Below are 16,662 nucleotides of genomic sequence, written 5' to 3'. Positions count from 1 at the left end.
AAAACGATGAAAAAGGACATTCACCCGGATTATAAGGAAGTAGTATTTCACGATACTTCCAGCGATTATAAATTTATGACCCGCTCTACCATCAAGTCGAAAGAAACGATTAAGTGGGAAGACGGCAAAGAATACCCTTTGGTAAAGGTGGAAGTTAGTTCTGCATCGCACCCGTTCTTCACCGGCAAGAAATTGTTTGTGGATACTGCAGGTCGTGTGGAAAAATTCCAGAAGAAATACGGAAAGAAATCTTAATTACTTCTTCTTATATGCATGAAAGCCCCGTTATTCACCGGGGCTTTTCTTTTTTATAGCCTGCTCGGTTTTACACGGTCTTTTTTGAATTGATCCCGGTCCAGAAAAGCTTTATCGCATATCTTTATGCCCATGAACATTGTATTGTTTGACGAGCCTGCTATCCGAACCCAATTATTACCGTTTACCTTTACGCGGCCTGTTGCAAACATCCGCATCGGCATCGTTACCATAGCCGAAAAGTGGCAACACTACCTTGGGGAAGTTTCCTATCTGACAGAGGTCTATCTCGCAGAAAAGTTTCCAGCAAAAAAAGGATCAGATAACCTATTGATAAATGGTGCACTTTGTCCGGATGAAACCCTGGTTACGGCCCTTCAAAAATTACCCCTGAACACTACAATCGTTAAGGAAGGTAACGTTTTAGCTACTCGCTCAACTACATTGGATTGGAATAACGCATCCGCTACGCAAGAATATGCAGGTGAAGTGGTGATGATCGACCAAGTGTGGAAAATTTTTCAACACAACGCACAACAGATACGATCAGATTTCCAGCGCCTCACAGCCGGAAGAAAATCTGCTCCGATAACCGACAAACACACACGCACCTATAACGAAAATCAGATCTTTCTGGAAGAAGGCGTTACAATTCGCGCAGCTGTATTGAATGCCGAAGACGGCCCGATTTACCTGGGAAAAAATTCGGTTGTACAAGAAGGTGCATTGATCAAAGGTCCTTTTGCATTATGTGAAGGTTCGCATGTGAACATGGGCGGGAAAATGCGTGGTGACACCACCATCGGACCGTTCTCCAAAGTGGGTGGCGAAATTGGCAACTCTGTAATTTTTGGATACAGCAACAAAGCACACGATGGTTTTCTCGGCAACAGTGTGCTGGGCGAGTGGTGCAACCTCGGTGCCGATACCAACACCTCAAACCTGAAAAATAATTACGAGAACGTTAAAATCTGGAATTACGCCAAGGGTGGTTTCCATGATACCGGATTGCAGTTCTGCGGCTTGATGATGGGCGACCACAGCAAGTGCGGCATCAACACCATGTTCAACACCGGAACTGTAGTGGGCGTCTCGGCCAATATTTTTGGAGATGGATTTCCCCGGACCTTTATCCCCTCCTTTGCATGGGGAGGCGCCAGCGGCTTTACTACTTTTCAACTAAACAAAGCTTTTGAAACCGCAAGCAAAGTGATGGCCAGGCGGAACGTACAGTTGAATGAGATTAAAAAAAATATTTTGAAACACGTGTTTGAGCAATCGGCACAAAACCGGATTTGGGAGAAAAAATAAGTTATGAAGAAACAGGTCGTAGCCAAACTACTAATGCTCCCTATGGTCTTCTGGTCATTTAACGTACTTATCAATAGTATTGGTAAAGAGCCATGGCGGATTACGCTCGCTTCGGTAGCGTTCGTTGGTTTCGTTACAATGTCAATTGTATTTTTTCGGAAACTCAATCAACAAAACAAAAGCAACAAAACTCAAAACGAGAATTTATAATCATGAACTTCTCCTTCATTCCTGGCTTAGTTGAAGTCAAATCTCTTTTGGTTGAATCCGTAAAAAACGGACATGCGGCTCATGCCCAACTTTTTGCTGGAGCTGAGGGCGCGTTGAATTTACCCCTGGCGCTTGCCTATGCCACGTATTTGCATTGCGAACAAAAAGGTGATGACGCTTGTGGTGAATGCGCAGCCTGCCGCAAGAGTTTGAAATTTATTCATCCGGATACGCATTTTGTATTTCCGCTCAGCAATGTTAAAGGCGATAAAGATGAAGAACGCTTTAAGTCTGATATTCTGAAACAATGGCGCGAGTTTTTATTAACACAACCCTATGCTAATCTTGATGCCTGGACTGAATTTTACGGAGGAGAAAACAAACAAGCACTGATCTCACGGGAAGAAAGTCGGGAGATAATAAAAACGCTTTCACTCAAACCGTTTGAAAGCCAGGTCAAGGTAATGATCATCTGGCAGCCGGAAAAAATGCATCCGTCAGCAGCAAACGGAATTCTGAAAATTCTGGAAGAGCCTGCACCGCATACCTACTTCCTGTTGGTAAGCAATGCTGCTGATCAATTATTACCTACCATAATTTCCCGTACGCAAATTATTTCTGTGTCACTACTGACTGATGAAGAGATCGAATCACAACTGATGGCCCAGAATATTGAAGCAAAAAAAGCATCCGTTATCGCTCGTCAGGCTGAAGGCAATTTAAACCTGGCTTTGGCACTATGCGAAGACGATGAAGAAGATGACCAGGCCCAACGTTTTGCCGAATGGATGCGCGCATGTTTTAAAATGAATTTTGCTCAGTTGGTTTCTTTTGCTGATGATTTTCACGGACTGGATAAACTGCATCAACGTAACATGTTGCAATACAGCCTGAACATGATGCGCGAAGTACTGCTTCAACTGGGAGGTGCCACGACCATTCAGCGCTCACGCGGAGAAGAACTGAAATTTGTACAAGACTTTTCCAAAGTCATGAACCTGGCCCGAGTAGATTATAGCGCCAAACTGATCAGCGAAGCCAGTTACCACCTGGAACGGAATGGCAGCCCGAAAATGATTTTTATGGATTTATCGCTTAAAATTTCTAAAGCGTTTAATTCATAGCTACTTTTTGCATTACTCAAATTCTTATTTTTACGCCCTTATTAAACCATCGCTTGGTATGAATCGATTATTAACCTTCCTGATTTTATTTTCGTTCTTCTTAAACAGTTGCGCACAGAAAAAAGGTCGCGATTACGTAATCACCATTAAAACCAGCTATGGCGATATGGTGGCCATTCTGTACGATGAAACACCCAAGCACAAGGAAAACTTTGTAAAGCTCGCTCAGGAAAAATTCTACGATAGTTTGCTGTTCCACCGGGTGATTGAAGAATTTATGATTCAGGGCGGTGATCCGAATTCAAAAAATGCAGAGCCGGGGCAGGCATTGGGTTCGGGCGGACCGGGCTATACGATTGATGCTGAATTTGTTCCGCAATATTTTCACGAGAAGGGTGCCTTCTCGGCAGCACGATTAGGCGATACGGCCAACCCGAAAAAAGCCAGCAGTGGCAGTCAGTTTTATATTGTTCAAGGAAAAAAATACACCGATGAAGAGTTGACACAACTGGAACAAAGTATCCAGTATAACAAGAAGAATACATGCCTGCGTGAAGTATTGTTTATGCCCGAATGTGAATCAATTCGTGAAGAAGTAATTGCCAAACAACGTGCCGGTGATGGCGCGTGGCTTGGCTCATTCTTTGAACACGCGGATACACTAATCATAAAATTTCAACCCGAATACAAACCATTTTCCTTTACCGAAGCTCAGCGCACCCGATACAAAGAAGTGGGCGGGGCTCCGCATCTGGATGGCGACTATACGGTTTTCGGTAAAGTGATTCAAGGGCTTGATGTGATCGATAAAATTGCTGCGGTGCAAAAAGGCCCGGGCGACAGGCCAGTTGTGGATGTGCCCATGGTAGTTACCGTGGAAGAGATGAGCAAGAACAAAATTGAAAAAACCTACGGATACAAATACCCCGAAAGCAAGTAGGATGAAGATACTGATTACCGGTGCCAACGGTTTACTCGGCCAAAAGCTGATTACCCTGTTGCAACAACAACCTGATGTACAACTTGTAGCAACGGCTCATCGGCCATTGGTGCTTCCATTGGTGAAAGGTGAATTTCAGTTGTTGGATATTTCCAATCAGGAACAGGTAAATGAAGTCCTTGCTCATACAAAACCCGATGTAATCATCAACACCGCAGCCATGACCAATGTTGATCGCTGCGAAACAGAACAGGAAGCTTGTTGGCAAGCGAATGTAACAGCTGTTCAGTACTTAGTTGAGGCTTGCAAACAACACCACGCTCATCTCATCCACGTTTCCACCGATTTTATTTTCGATGGCAAGGAAGGTCCACTAGATGAAACAGCAATCCCCGCTCCGGTAAACTTTTACGGAGAAAGTAAGCTTGCGGCAGAAAAAATCATTCAGGAAAGCAACATATCGTGGTGCATTCTGCGAACGGTTTTGGTGTATGGAGTTTCTACCGATATGAGCCGATCGAACATTGTGTTGTGGGTAAAGAAAAGTCTGGAAGAAGGAAAAACCATTAATGTGGTAAATGATCAATGGCGCACACCCACATTGGCCGAAGACTTGGCGATGGGTTGCTGGCTGGCAGCAAAGAAAAAAGCTACAGGCATTTACCATATCTCCGGAAAGGATTTTTTAAGTCCTTTTGATATTGCCATAAAAACGGCTCGGTTTTTTAAGTTGAATGAATCCCTGGTCAACCCAACCGACTCAACGCAATTCAAGCAACCTGCACGCAGGCCATTGAAGACTGGATTTATCCTGGATAAAGCTATTCGTGATTTGGGATACGCACCCAAAAGTTTTGAAGAAGGACTAGCTGTGCTGAAACAGCAACTCCACACTTAAATTCAGACACACTTCTGTACTGCTACAGCAAGGTTGCTCTTTCTCGTTCAGAATGCAGAAGTAAGCGAATGATTTACCTGGTATCGAGATACTTATCCAAAAATGTACTATGATATAAAACAACCTTAACCTTTGCGTAATCAATTAAATTTTACAATTTGTCGCCCTTTAAATCCTAACTGTATATGTCGTTACAATCTTCTGATAATCGCGGACAATGGGGCTCCAAATTCGGCTTTATCATGGCCGCAGCTGGTTCTGCTGTTGGCTTGGGTAATATCTGGCGTTTCCCATACATCACTGGTCAAAATGGTGGTGGTGCTTTTGTGTTTGTGTACATTTTATGTGTTTTGCTAATCGGCTTGCCACTTATTTATAATGAAGTTGCCTTCGGTCGGTTAACCGGAAAAAACACTATCGGTGCTTTTAAAAATACGGGAGCCAATAAATTCTGGATGGCCAGTGGTGCAGTATTGGCGCTGCTTGTGAGCTTCTTTGTATTAAGTTACTATAGCGTTATTGCCGGATGGACGATCGGTTATATTATCAGCGAGTTCACTGATTTTATTAAAGACTTCCAAACGTTTCAGGCAAACCCTACTTACGTAATTCCTTTCTTTGCGGTATTCATGCTGGTTACCATCCTGATTGTATTGGGTGGTGTTTCCGGTGGAATTGAAAAGGCATCAAAGGTTTTGATGCCTGTTTTGTTTTTATTGGTATTTCTGGTGATGCTGCGCAGCTTAACACTCCCTGGCGCTATGGAAGGTGTACGCTATTACCTCACTCCCGACTTCAGTAAAATTGATGGACAGGTAGTCTTGGCCGCACTCGGTCAGGCTTTCTTTTCGCTTTCGGTTGGTTGGGGAATTCTCATCACCTATGGTTCTTACTTGCCCAAGAGCAATAACATTGTAACCAGTGGCGTGTGGATTGGGTTGATGGATACTGGCGTAGCTTTGCTTGCCGGTTTGATGATTTTCCCTGCTGTATTTGCTTTTGGTAAAGATCCCGCGCAAGGCACTGCTCTTGTGTTCCAAGTGTTGCCTGAAGTATTTAATTCGATTCCTGCCGGTGGAAATATTGTTGGTGCTTCCTTCTTCCTGTTGCTGTGTGTAGCTGCGTTAACTTCATCCATTTCCATGATTGAAGTACCAGCCTCTTATTTGATTGACGAGAAGAAATGGAGTAGGAAAAAGGCTGCGTGGACGGTAGGTATACTCGCTTTTCTTGTAGGTATACCTTCTGCCCTATCAGGTGGCGCATCTAAATTATTTACCGAAATGTCGATAGATATTTTCGGCTCAACCAAAACCGGTTTCCTTGACATTATGGATGCACTATGGGGAGGTCTATTTATTGTGGTAGTTGCTTTGATGACCTGTATCTATACCGGTTGGGTAATGGATGTCAAGAAACTGGCAGCCGAAATTGGTATCGGTGCCCCGGTATTCGAAAAGAAAATAATCGGTGGTTTAACCGCCATGCAGTTGTGGATATTCTTCATCCGCTACGTATGCCCGCTTGTTATTTTAGTGGTGTTACTGAATATGATAGGCGTATTTGGCGTGTTTGCCGGAACATAATCCTACACCTACTTCTCAAACAATTCCCCAATGGGTTGCCCCGAGCAGCCGTTGGGGAATTTTATTTTCAGTAACATGGATAGCGTTGGCGCGATATCGGTAATGGTATGATATTGAACGGATGACCCTTGCTTGATCCCCTTACCAAAGAAAATAATGGGTGCGTGCGTATCATAGCTATAGGGCGAGCCGTGCGTAGTGCCCTGAATGCGACTGCTTTCAAACCAACCGGGTTCCAACACCACTACCAGATCACCGCTGCGCTTCGGGTGATATCCTCGAATGGACATTCCCTTGATTCCACCCTCATTAAAATCGCCCATGCGCAACTGCTGGCGGGTAAATACATTGGCAATACCTTTTTGCTGCATTAGAAAGTTAGAAACGATTTCAGTGGCCAACATCAACTCAACACCACCAGAACGCGGATCGGTACTAAACGCTTCATGATTAAAAAAAATCTGATCTCCTGAAAAAGACCGGATAATTTCACGATCAGGAAAATATTGATTGAGTAACTCTTTTAATTCTGCACCCAACTGACTCGAACGGATGTAGCCGGCAGGCACTTTGTTATCTGCTAAATACTGTGGAACTTCTGCTACGCCATGATCGGTAGTTAAAAACACCAGGTAATTTCCTGCCCCAACTGTTTGATCGAGTTTTTTCAACAGGTCTTCAATGTTCTTATCCAAACGCATGTACACATCTTGCACTTCAACCGACTGAGGACTAACACGATGCCCGATAATATCAGGCGCTGAATACGAAATAGCCAAAAAATCTGTGTCCTTGCCGCTGCCCATTTTCTCGCCATCAATAACGGCTTTAAAAAATTCGGTGAGGTAATCGTTGGCGAACGGTGTTTGTGAGAGGAGATTAAAGTTTCCGTTGGTTTTTCTAAGTGCGCTGAGATCATAGGGGAACGTAGATTTATTTTCACCCAACTTACCTTCATACGGACTTACGTCTGGTCCGCTTTCGGTGTACTGATCAATCGGGAGTAATGTATTCCAGGTTCCTGACAAATATTTGTCGGCCAAATTCAGGCTATTAAATTTTTCTGTCCATGCCGGCAATTTGCTCATGTAGTAGGTGCTGGTCACAAACCGACCGGTACTGCCATCATACCAATACGCTGCATCCGCCAAATGACCGGCAGGTAAAACAGAACCCCGATCCTTAAATGAAATACCGATAACTTTTGAACGCTTCTGTGTGGCCAGCTTCAACTCATCCGTAATGGTGGTAGTAAGCATGCGATGAGGCGACATTTTACCAACAGAAGTTGTTTCGCTTCCAACCGTTTGCTGAGTGTCGTCACCAGCACAATAGGCACTTTTGCCGGTTACTTTATCAAACCACGCATTGTCTATAATGCCATGAACAGCCGGTGTAGTGCCGGTATAAACCGAGGCGTGACCGGGACCGGTTACCGTTGGGGCATAATTGAAATGCGCGTTATGTAAAGTAAATCCCTGGTTGACTAATCGCTTAAATCCGTGATCACCGTATTTATCCCAATACCGATACAGGTATTCCTGACGCATCTGATCCACCATAATACCAACAACGAGTTTAGGTCGCTCAGATGGTTGAGAAAAAACCGGAACGATCAGGACAACAAAGAATAACAAAACTAAGGCTCTCATAATATCAATTCTAAGAATGCAATATACTACTTCCGGAAAGGATGCGCTGTAAATAGAGGATGAACGCTCAATTAATTTTGTGAGCAGTAAATGCGCTCGTAATCATCGTTTTCAAAAACCTGCCTGCGCAGCAATTGCCCGTCTTCATCGTAATAAATCACCACATAAATGGAGGCTTCCTCCACATGCTTTTCGGTAAAATAAAGTGGATGCGCAGATGAACCCAGGTTAACAATATCGCTGAAGGTGGGTTGCAAAATAAATCCCCGTGTACTACTCAACACACCGTAACGGTGCTCTTGCTGCACAATGGCAAGCTTATCTCCGTTGGTTTCCCGCAACCAGATAAACTTCCCTATCTTATCTGCAATAACCTTCTTCTCAACAAAATTATACACCAACCATTGGTAATTTTTCCGCACCAATGCACTTGAATCACTCCAATAACGAATCTCTTCATACTCAAAAGGAGTTATCGATTTATTATTCCAATCGATTAGCCCGCAATAGCCACCCTTAAATGCAATCAGCAACTGGCTATTAAATCGAACAATGTTCTTTTCGTATTGTGGCTTGATCTCTTTTCGGTTCACTACATCCAGCATTCCGAATTTTTTATCCTTCAGAAGCGGTACAGTTCCCTGATCAATATTGCCCATAGCATCATAATCGGGTGCAACCACCTGCTTGCCCTGAATGTTTATCAAGCCACGTTTGTCTTTCTTGATTACGGTAAAATAGTTTTCACCGGCAAAATCAATTCGGTCGTATTGAACTGAAAACAACCGTTCACCTGTAGAACTGAATACTTGCTTTTTATCGCCTTCTTCAAGCAACATGAAATAAACAGAATCTTTACCGGGCAAAAATTGCACACGCGCATTACCGGTTAACGCAACGGAATGTACATCGGTTAGGTATGCATGCGTGGTGTCACCTCGAACAGCCATACAAAACGGACCAATAAAGTAAATACTATCGAACGTAGATTTACTAAACGTATTTACATACCGGTTGGCTATGCGCCAATAACCATCGTGTTTAACCGCTACCCATGGCTTTTGTACTTTAACCTGACTAAACGCTGCAGATTCTCCTCCGCTTTTTGTCCACGTCTTGTATCCATCTGCTGTTTTTGAAACCGCACCAAAAAACTCAGGTTGTATTTCGCGGGTTGTCAGTGCAATTCGCTCCTTCAGGTTCATATCCAGTAATCCTTGTTTGTTACCCATTCGAACCCAGATCATATCCGAACCCCAACGCTTTGCTTCATCATATTTATTTCCAAATGTAACAGGCAACTGATCAGCTGCTGGCGCAAGCTGCTCCTTGCGCTTCAATATAACCTTGCCTACCTGCTTCAGCACCAATACGTCATCAATCGCATCTGCATCATCGAAAGAACCAATGGCTAACTCGCGACCTGTAAATGTTTTTATACTCCATTGCTTATGCTTTCGTATTGCCAGGTAAGCACCACTGAGCACACGGGCATCGTCAACACATGGCTCTATAACAAAACCCGATTTATGCACAACCGCTCCGCAATCATTTCCATAAATAAACAAGAAGCCATAACCCAGGTCATCTAATTCTTCCACCTCACCTTTAAAAACAACTGCTCCGTTTCGTGCCACTACCAACTGATCAAGCACCAGCAGTTCTTCCAGAATATTTCCACAGCGATACTCCCGTCCAATTTCGGTTGCCAAAGGTTTTATGATCTCATTCCCATGTGCATCCATAAAACCAAATTTCCCATCGCGGTAAACAGGAACCAGGTATTCCTGCTCCAGTTTGATCAGCATCTTTAAGGAATCATTTAAAACAGCTTGCGGAAGGGCTATATTGTTTTCCTGCGCGATGTGGTAAAAAATATTTCGGGCCTTGTTGAAGAGTGGGCTGTTCGGATACTCCCTCATGAACGCCATGAAATCATCCGGCTCTCCAGAAGCAGTGGAAATTTCAAAAACCTGCAGCTCGGCCTGGTGGCGATAAGGTGATGCCGGATACTCTTTTATAAATGTCTTGTAACTGGTCAGCTTTCGGTCTTTCGTTTTCGCTTCAAATAATAATTTCTCATATCGCTCACGGGCTTCGGGCGCGCGTGATGCATTCGGGTATCGGTTAAGGTATTTTAAAAAACTGGAATACGTATTCTCTTTGAGGGCGTCAATATAGGCCACCTCATCACGGAGCTCTCGTGCCCGGTCAAGTTGGCGGGCAAATGGAAAGTGATCGATAAAATCGAGATAAGCCTGCTCGGTGTTAATGGTTTTGGCCCGTTCAAATGCGGCACTATCAATCAACTGGCGGGTGTGGATAAGGTCGGCACTATCCAACGGGAAACGCCTCATTCGGTCGCGTTGCCGGGCACCAGCCAGCGGTAGCTGGTTGAGAGCAGTCATGGTGTATTTATAGGCCGAGTCAACCTGATAGGCCGGGTTAGCCGGATCGAAAAAGTAAGTGGCACATACGTACCAGGCCGCCACATTTGTACTGTCTTTCTGTATAACTTTTGTTGCCTGCGTCCACGCCTTATCCCACTTTCCCTTTTGAAGATTCGTATAGGCCTGACGTTCCGTTACCATCTGCGCAACCGAAGCTTGCGAACCCAGCAATACGATAAACCCTATGACGAAACGATAGCTCAACACAACAGAATCAATACGTTCAAAGCTACAAAGTTTGCATTGAACGACATGGCCACACTCGCCAAAGTCCCGCTCGGGCGGATAAAATTGTAAAGTCGGGTTAATATATTGTTGTTGGCGTTAATAAAATTTGTAAATTTTCACTTTGTTAAATTGCAGCAATGGCCAAACTCAAGAACATCATCAAGCAACTTTCTGAGAAGGATTTTAAAGCCATCCACGACTCGTTGATTGAAAGCAATGCTGAAAAATCCGCATACCTCTTAAAAGCCCTTCGCGAACGCTCCCTCTCCGATACCAAAATTATGACGGAACTGGAAGTGAACGCCAATGCATACTATACCCTGCGATCTCGGCTAAACCTAAAGATTGAAGAGTACCTGATGCAGCAGTTGGAAAGCCCACGTACGGACGTGCTGCGCAAGGTGGCCAACATCAACGAAATTGTATTTACCAAGAAGCGCACTATCGCCATTGCCACCCTAAAAAAACTTGAAAAAGAACTGATCGATTACGATCTGGCTAACGAGCTTACCATCATTTATAAATCGCTTAAAAAGCTCCAAGTAAACTCGCCCGATTATTTCCAGTACTCGCAGTTGTACAACCGCCATGTGGCTTATATGTTGGCGCTCGATAAAGCGGAAGACCTGCTGGCGGATTACTTTAAGAAATTCGGAAGCTATCTATTTACAGGTGATGAGGTAGAGAAACTCGGACTCTCACTTTTATTAAAGGAGATGTCGAATGTTTCAAACCTGTACGAATCACACCGCTTGTATGTTTACCGCAGCGCTATGCATGTTTTCCACAGGCTGTTTGTTGAGCCGGATGAAAACCTGCAGCAGGATACCGAATCGATTGAAGATACCTTTGCCAAGGTTCAGAAGATTTTTGAAAGCTACAGCCTGGATTCCATTTACTACCACTTGAACCTGGTGTTTGAGTTTTTGAAACTGGAGTATTACAATCACTACAAAGTTTACCGGCAGGCTGAAAAGTATTTTGAAGAAGTGAACGATGCCGCAGGCAACCTGTTAACAAACTACGCAACCTATACGTTCCCTGCGCAGTTCCTCATCTCCAAACTCGAACGCCACCTGCGCCTGAATACGGAAGGCGACCTCTATGCCGAAAACGATAACTTGTTTGTGGATTATGAACCCGATGTGCTGGATATACCCCGGCACGTTATTTTCGTAACGTATAAAGCCTTGTCGGCTTACTATGCTGATAAATTTGATGAAGCCGCCAAACTGATCAACAATTTATTGAACGAAGTAAGCCTGAAAAAGTACCCTATCACCCAACTGGAAATTAAATCGCTGCTGGCCCTTCAATATGTATTGCTTCGCGATTATGAATTGTTCAACCAACTCGCAAACAGCATTCAGCGTCAGATACGGTTAATTGGAAAAGACGCCTGCGATAACATTCAACTGTTTATTAAAATATTAAAAATAGCTGTGAGTGAAGCCAAACGGGAGAAAGCGAAAAAGATTAATGCGGTTATACCCAAGTTGCAGGCCGCACAGGCCAGCTATTTTGCGCCTACCTTATTGGTACGATTGGATGAAAAGTTGGTCAAAAATCTAACGGAGTATTGATATCAGACTTCAAGCTTCAGAATGTTCTCGTGAGAGAGCGGCTTATTCAGGTAAAGCTTCACATTCTCATATTTTTTAGATCGGCTGAAATCCTGCGGGTTGATACTGGAGGTAAGCATGACTATCTTACATTTCTTCTTCGCTACGTTGCTGAGTTTCTCAAATTCTTCCAAAAACTGAAAGCCATCCATCAGCGGCATATCGATGTCGAGAAAAATTACATCGGGTAACACTTTATCGGCTACATCCAGGCGTTCCATGTTTCGCAAAAATTCGATGGCGCTTTTCGCTCCGGTGTGGGTGTAGATGTTTTCCGTAACTGCGGCAGACTCAATCATCTTTTGATTGATGAGGTTATCAATCTCATTGTCATCAATCAACATAACGGTGCGAAACTTCTTCTCAGCCATAAAAATTTAGGGTATACGTGTTTATAAAAATAGATGTTTGCAACTGAATTCCAAGCAGTTTAAATGTCAAATTTAATGCCCTGAGCCAGGGGCAGGGAGTCGCCATAATTAATGGTATTGGTTTGCCTGCGCATGTAAATTTTCCAGGCATCCGAACCCGATTCACGGCCTCCTCCTGTTTCCTTTTCGCCACCAAATGCCCCTCCTATTTCGGCCCCGGAAGTACCGATATTCACATTGGCAATGCCACAATCCGACCCTGCATGCGACAGGAACTGCTCCATCTGGCGCAGGTCAGTAGTCATGATGGCCGATGACAATCCCTGTTTCACATTGTTTTGCATCTCAATGGCTTCATCCAGGTTCTTATATTTAATCAGGTATAAAATCGGGGCGAAGGTTTCCTGCTGAACAATCGGGTAGTTGTTTTTTACTTCGGCAATAGCCGGCTTAACATAACATCCTGAGTTATACCCCTTCCCTTTCAACACACCGCCTTCCACCACAAACTTTCCGCCTTGCTTTACTATTTCACTAAGCGCATTTAAATAAAGCGAAACCGCATTCTGGTCGATAAGCGGACCCACATGATTCTTTGAATCAAGTGGATTACCAATCGACAACTGGCTGTATGCCTTCTTCAGGCGATTCTTAACATCGTTATAAACTTTTTCATGAATGATTAACCTGCGCGTTGTGGTACACCGTTGACCGGCCGTGCCAACCGCCCCAAACAATGCACCGCGAATGGCCATATCCAGGTTTGCATTTTCCGTGATGATGATGGCGTTGTTTCCACCCAACTCCAATAAAGGGCGACCAAAACGCTCAACCACCATTTTTCCAACAGCCCGGCCCATTCGGGTTGAACCCGTTGCTGATACCAATGGAATATCTTCACATTGTGCCAGCATTTTTCCGATTGACGCATCGCCATTCACCAAACAGGAAACACCTTCCGGTACATCGTTGGCCTCAAACACTTTTGCAATGATGTTCTGGCAGGCAACACTGCACAGCGGAGTTTTTTCAGATGGCTTCCACACACACGTGTCGCCACACACCCAGGCCAACATGGTATTCCATGACCAAACCGCTACCGGAAAATTGAAGGAAGATATAATACCAACAATACCGAGCGGATGATACTGCTCATACATGCGGTGGTTGGGGCGCTCAGAATGCATGGTTAATCCGTGAAGCTGCCGTGAAAGACCTACCGCGAAATCACAGATGTCGATCATCTCCTGCACTTCACCCAGTCCCTCCTGCAGCGATTTCCCCATCTCATAAGAAACCAGCTTACCAAGCGCATCTTTATTGGCACGCAATGCTTCACCAATTTGCCGCACCACTTCTCCGCGTCTTGGTGCAGGCCATTTCCGCCATTCCTTAAACGCTTCTTTTGAAACGGCTACTACTTCGTGAAAGGATTTCTCATCGGCAGCCTGAACGGAGCCGATCAAGGCACCATCTACCGGTGAATACGATTCAATAACCGGTCCTTTTGTTTTGATCCATTTTTTTCCGGTTGATACACCCGAATTGGATGATTTGACACCAAGTGATACGAGCGTTTTTTGAATGGCTGAGTTCTTCATGATCTGTTAGTAAAGCTGCAAATCTAACGGATTTGCAGTTTGGAAGGCATATTTATGGTGTTTATCCTGGCAAGAATTCGTGCAGAAAACTGCTTACTTCTGATGGATGCCTTTACTTTGCAGGATGACCGATTCGCGCAGCCCATCACTTGAACAAACCGTAACAGACCGGATTGATGCCGCGGTTAAATTTATCAATACAACAAGCAGTCATATTTTCCTTACCGGAAAGGCAGGAACGGGTAAAACCACATTCTTAAAAAACCTCGCTCGCAAAACACATAAATCGTTTGTGGTGATTGCCCCTACCGGGATTGCCGCACTTAATGCCGGTGGCGTTACCATCCACTCACAATTTTTACTGCCGCGAGGCACCTTTTTGCCCGAACGGTTTCTTCCACACGACTTTCAGGATAATGGCAGTTACTTTTCAACCGATGTGCTGGGAAGAAAACATCCGTTAAACAGTGATCGAAAACAGGTACTCCGATCCATCGATTTACTGGTGATTGATGAGGTGAGCATGTTACGTGCCGATGTACTGGATGCAATCGACTACCGCCTGAAAGCTGCGCGCGGAAATTTTTATCAAAGTTTTGGTGGGGTTCAAGTGCTGTTTATTGGTGACTTGTATCAGCTGCCCCCGGTAGTTAAGGGCGAAGAAGCACAGGTGCTTGGGCGGTATTACACAACGCCCTGGTTTTATGAAGCAAAGGCACTTCAACACGAGCCCTTTGTGTACATTGAACTGGATAAAATTTTTCGGCAGCAGGATAATACCTTTATTAACATCCTGAACAACCTGCGCAATAACATTATCCAAGAGTCGGACATTGAAAAGCTTAACCAATACTATCAACCGGCTGAGTCGATTAAGCAACTAAAGGAAGTCATTACCCTAACCACGCATAACTATAAAGCCGATGAATTGAACCGGAATATGTTGCGCGAGTTGAAGTCACCCGCCCACTACTTTGACGCCATCATTCAAGGAGATTTTCCGGAAAGCATGTATCCAGTGCTCCAACAAATTGAACTGAAAGAAGGCGCACAGATTATGTTCATCAAAAATGATTCGGAAGGAAACGCATATGTGAACGGCAACCTAGCTACTGTAAAAACACTTTCTTCAGACAGCATTATTGTGGTTATGGCCGATTCGCACGACACGTATACGCTCAAAAAAGAAACATGGGAAAATAAAAAGTATACCGTTAATGCTGATACCCGCGAACTTGATGAAGAAGTGGTGGGCACGTTTGTCCAGTATCCGGTTAAACTTGCATGGGCCATTACCGTGCACAAAAGCCAAGGACTTACTTTTGATAAAGCTGTCATTGATGTGGATCAGGCTTTTGCCGATGGTCAGGTTTACGTAGCGCTTTCCCGGTTACGCTCACTGGACGGACTGATCCTGCGCACCCCAATCAACCCCAGGGTAATTGGCACCAATAAGAATATTGTCGCGTTTTCTGAGCAATACAACAAACCTTCAAAACTACTTGCCGAGCTAAAGGCAAGTCAGCAACATTTTGCTTTTGAGATGCTGAGCAAAACATTCGATTTTGAAAGTCTGGTGAAGGAGATTCGCTTTTTACAAAAAGGCCATTCCGACAATCCGGTAAACGACATCGCTACAAAACCGGTATTGATGCAAATACAGGAATCGTTGGCTGCTGAAAGTGGAACGACCATCAAATTCAAGCAGCAGCTGGATAACCTGCTTCATCGTAAGGATTATCAAACCTTAATGGATCGAATTGAAAAAGGGAGCGCCTATTACAAAAATCTGTTGTATAAAAATCTCGAAATACTTTTACGCCACATCGCAGAAACCAAACATCGCAAACGGGTAAAAGCTTACCTGACCAGCTTGCAGGATATCGATCAATTGCTTTCAAAAAAACTGGAGGAAGTTGACAAAGCACCTATCCTTACGCAGGCCATTTTAAGTGGGGAAGATCCGGAAGGATTAACCGCGTTGGCCGAACAACGATCGGTAACGCGCCACGCCATGCAAAAGGAAATTGATAAAACCATTGAACCGGTAGTATCAAAACCCAGGCAAAAGAAAGGTACACGTTCCAAAAAGAATGAGCGAAGCACGTATGATGTGACCCTGGATTACTTTAATGCCGGCATGACGATTGAGCAAATTGCGAAAGAGCGAGGTCTTGTGGCCGGAACCATTCAATCGCACTTAGCCAAAGCCGTTGAAATGGGCCGCGTCAATATTTTCAAAGTTGTGCCTGAGGAACGGGTTGAAGAAATTTTACAGGGTATGAATGAGATGCCTGATGCCTTTAGCTCAAAAGAATTATTCGATAAACTGGGTGGCAAATTCAGTTATGGAGAATTACGGGCAACTATGGCGTTTGCGGGCAAAAAATCAATCCGAAAAACACCTGAGTAAT

At 44.2% G+C, this 16,662-nt stretch carries 12 protein-coding genes; 8 read left to right on the top strand and 4 right to left on the bottom strand.

Going from position 1 to position 16,662, the window contains the following annotated elements:
- The first annotated feature begins 6 nt into the window (after nt 1-6).
- The 6 genes from QY309_02810 to QY309_02785 all read left to right on the top strand — a co-directional run bounded on the left by QY309_02810 (nt 7) and on the right by QY309_02785 (nt 6,324).
- Nucleotides 7-255 (top strand): type B 50S ribosomal protein L31, encoded by a 249-nt coding sequence (locus QY309_02810; protein WKZ60409.1) that lies wholly within the window; start codon nt 7-9, stop codon nt 253-255.
- Nucleotides 256-387: 132 nt separating this feature from the next.
- On the top strand, nt 388-1,566 hold the full coding sequence (locus tag QY309_02805; protein WKZ60408.1) for a GlmU family protein: 1,179 nt from the start codon (nt 388-390) through the stop codon (nt 1,564-1,566).
- A 212-nt stretch (nt 1,567-1,778) separates the two neighbouring features.
- Complete coding sequence (locus tag QY309_02800) at nt 1,779-2,900, top strand: DNA polymerase III subunit delta (protein ID WKZ60407.1); 1,122 nt, start codon at nt 1,779-1,781, stop codon at nt 2,898-2,900.
- A 58-nt stretch (nt 2,901-2,958) separates the two neighbouring features.
- A complete protein-coding gene (locus QY309_02795; protein ID WKZ60406.1) occupies nt 2,959-3,840 on the top strand; it encodes a peptidylprolyl isomerase in 882 nt (293 codons plus the stop codon).
- A gap of 1 nt (nt 3,841) precedes the next feature.
- Nucleotides 3,842-4,738 (top strand): dTDP-4-dehydrorhamnose reductase, encoded by an 897-nt coding sequence (gene rfbD / locus QY309_02790; GenBank protein WKZ60405.1) that lies wholly within the window; start codon nt 3,842-3,844, stop codon nt 4,736-4,738.
- 185 nt (nt 4,739-4,923) lie between these two features.
- Nucleotides 4,924-6,324, top strand: a complete 1,401-nt coding sequence (locus QY309_02785; protein ID WKZ60404.1) for a sodium-dependent transporter — start codon at nt 4,924-4,926, stop codon at nt 6,322-6,324.
- A gap of 8 nt (nt 6,325-6,332) precedes the next feature.
- Here QY309_02785 and QY309_02780 read toward each other — a convergent pair whose 3' ends face one another.
- On the bottom strand, nt 6,333-7,976 hold the full coding sequence (locus QY309_02780; protein WKZ60403.1) for an alkaline phosphatase family protein: 1,644 nt from the start codon (nt 7,974-7,976) through the stop codon (nt 6,333-6,335).
- 71 nt (nt 7,977-8,047) lie between these two features.
- A complete protein-coding gene (locus QY309_02775) occupies nt 8,048-10,630 on the bottom strand; it encodes a WG repeat-containing protein (GenBank protein ID WKZ60402.1) in 2,583 nt (860 codons plus the stop codon).
- A 161-nt stretch (nt 10,631-10,791) separates the two neighbouring features.
- On the opposite strand from QY309_02775, the gene QY309_02770 reads away from it, so the two are divergent.
- Nucleotides 10,792-12,237, top strand: a complete 1,446-nt coding sequence (locus QY309_02770) for a hypothetical protein (protein WKZ60401.1) — start codon at nt 10,792-10,794, stop codon at nt 12,235-12,237.
- A 2-nt stretch (nt 12,238-12,239) separates the two neighbouring features.
- On the opposite strand, the gene QY309_02765 is transcribed toward QY309_02770, so the two are convergent.
- Nucleotides 12,240-12,647 (bottom strand): response regulator, encoded by a 408-nt coding sequence (locus QY309_02765; GenBank protein ID WKZ60400.1) that lies wholly within the window; start codon nt 12,645-12,647, stop codon nt 12,240-12,242.
- A gap of 59 nt (nt 12,648-12,706) precedes the next feature.
- Nucleotides 12,707-14,248: an aldehyde dehydrogenase family protein gene (locus QY309_02760; protein WKZ60399.1), complete on the bottom strand. Its 1,542-nt coding sequence runs from the start codon at nt 14,246-14,248 to the stop codon at nt 12,707-12,709.
- A gap of 124 nt (nt 14,249-14,372) precedes the next feature.
- Between QY309_02760 and QY309_02755 the strand changes: the two genes are divergently transcribed.
- On the top strand, nt 14,373-16,661 hold the full coding sequence (locus QY309_02755) for a helix-turn-helix domain-containing protein (GenBank protein WKZ60398.1): 2,289 nt from the start codon (nt 14,373-14,375) through the stop codon (nt 16,659-16,661).
- Nucleotide 16,662 lies beyond the last annotated feature (1 nt).

This window comes from Cyclobacteriaceae bacterium (assembly GCA_030584025.1).
Taxonomy (GTDB): Bacteria; Bacteroidota; Bacteroidia; order Cytophagales; family Cyclobacteriaceae; genus UBA2336.
Note: the sequence above shows the minus strand (reverse complement) of the source record. Positions and strands in the feature narration are given on the sequence as shown.

Bases quoted from the DNA above. Each gene is read 5' to 3' on its own strand.
- QY309_02810 (WKZ60409.1), top strand. From the start codon at position 7: ATGAAAAAGGACATTCACCCGGATTATAAGGAAGTAGTATTTCACGAT.
- QY309_02805 (WKZ60408.1), top strand. From the start codon at position 388: ATGAACATTGTATTGTTTGACGAGCCTGCTATCCGAACCCAATTATTA.
- QY309_02800 (WKZ60407.1), top strand. From the start codon at position 1,779: ATGAACTTCTCCTTCATTCCTGGCTTAGTTGAAGTCAAATCTCTTTTG.
- QY309_02795 (WKZ60406.1), top strand. From the start codon at position 2,959: ATGAATCGATTATTAACCTTCCTGATTTTATTTTCGTTCTTCTTAAAC.
- rfbD (WKZ60405.1), top strand. From the start codon at position 3,842: ATGAAGATACTGATTACCGGTGCCAACGGTTTACTCGGCCAAAAGCTG.
- QY309_02785 (WKZ60404.1), top strand. From the start codon at position 4,924: ATGTCGTTACAATCTTCTGATAATCGCGGACAATGGGGCTCCAAATTC.
- QY309_02780 (WKZ60403.1), bottom strand. From the start codon at position 7,976: ATGAGAGCCTTAGTTTTGTTATTCTTTGTTGTCCTGATCGTTCCGGTT.
- QY309_02770 (WKZ60401.1), top strand. From the start codon at position 10,792: ATGGCCAAACTCAAGAACATCATCAAGCAACTTTCTGAGAAGGATTTT.
- QY309_02765 (WKZ60400.1), bottom strand. From the start codon at position 12,647: ATGGCTGAGAAGAAGTTTCGCACCGTTATGTTGATTGATGACAATGAG.
- QY309_02760 (WKZ60399.1), bottom strand. From the start codon at position 14,248: ATGAAGAACTCAGCCATTCAAAAAACGCTCGTATCACTTGGTGTCAAA.
- QY309_02755 (WKZ60398.1), top strand. From the start codon at position 14,373: ATGACCGATTCGCGCAGCCCATCACTTGAACAAACCGTAACAGACCGG.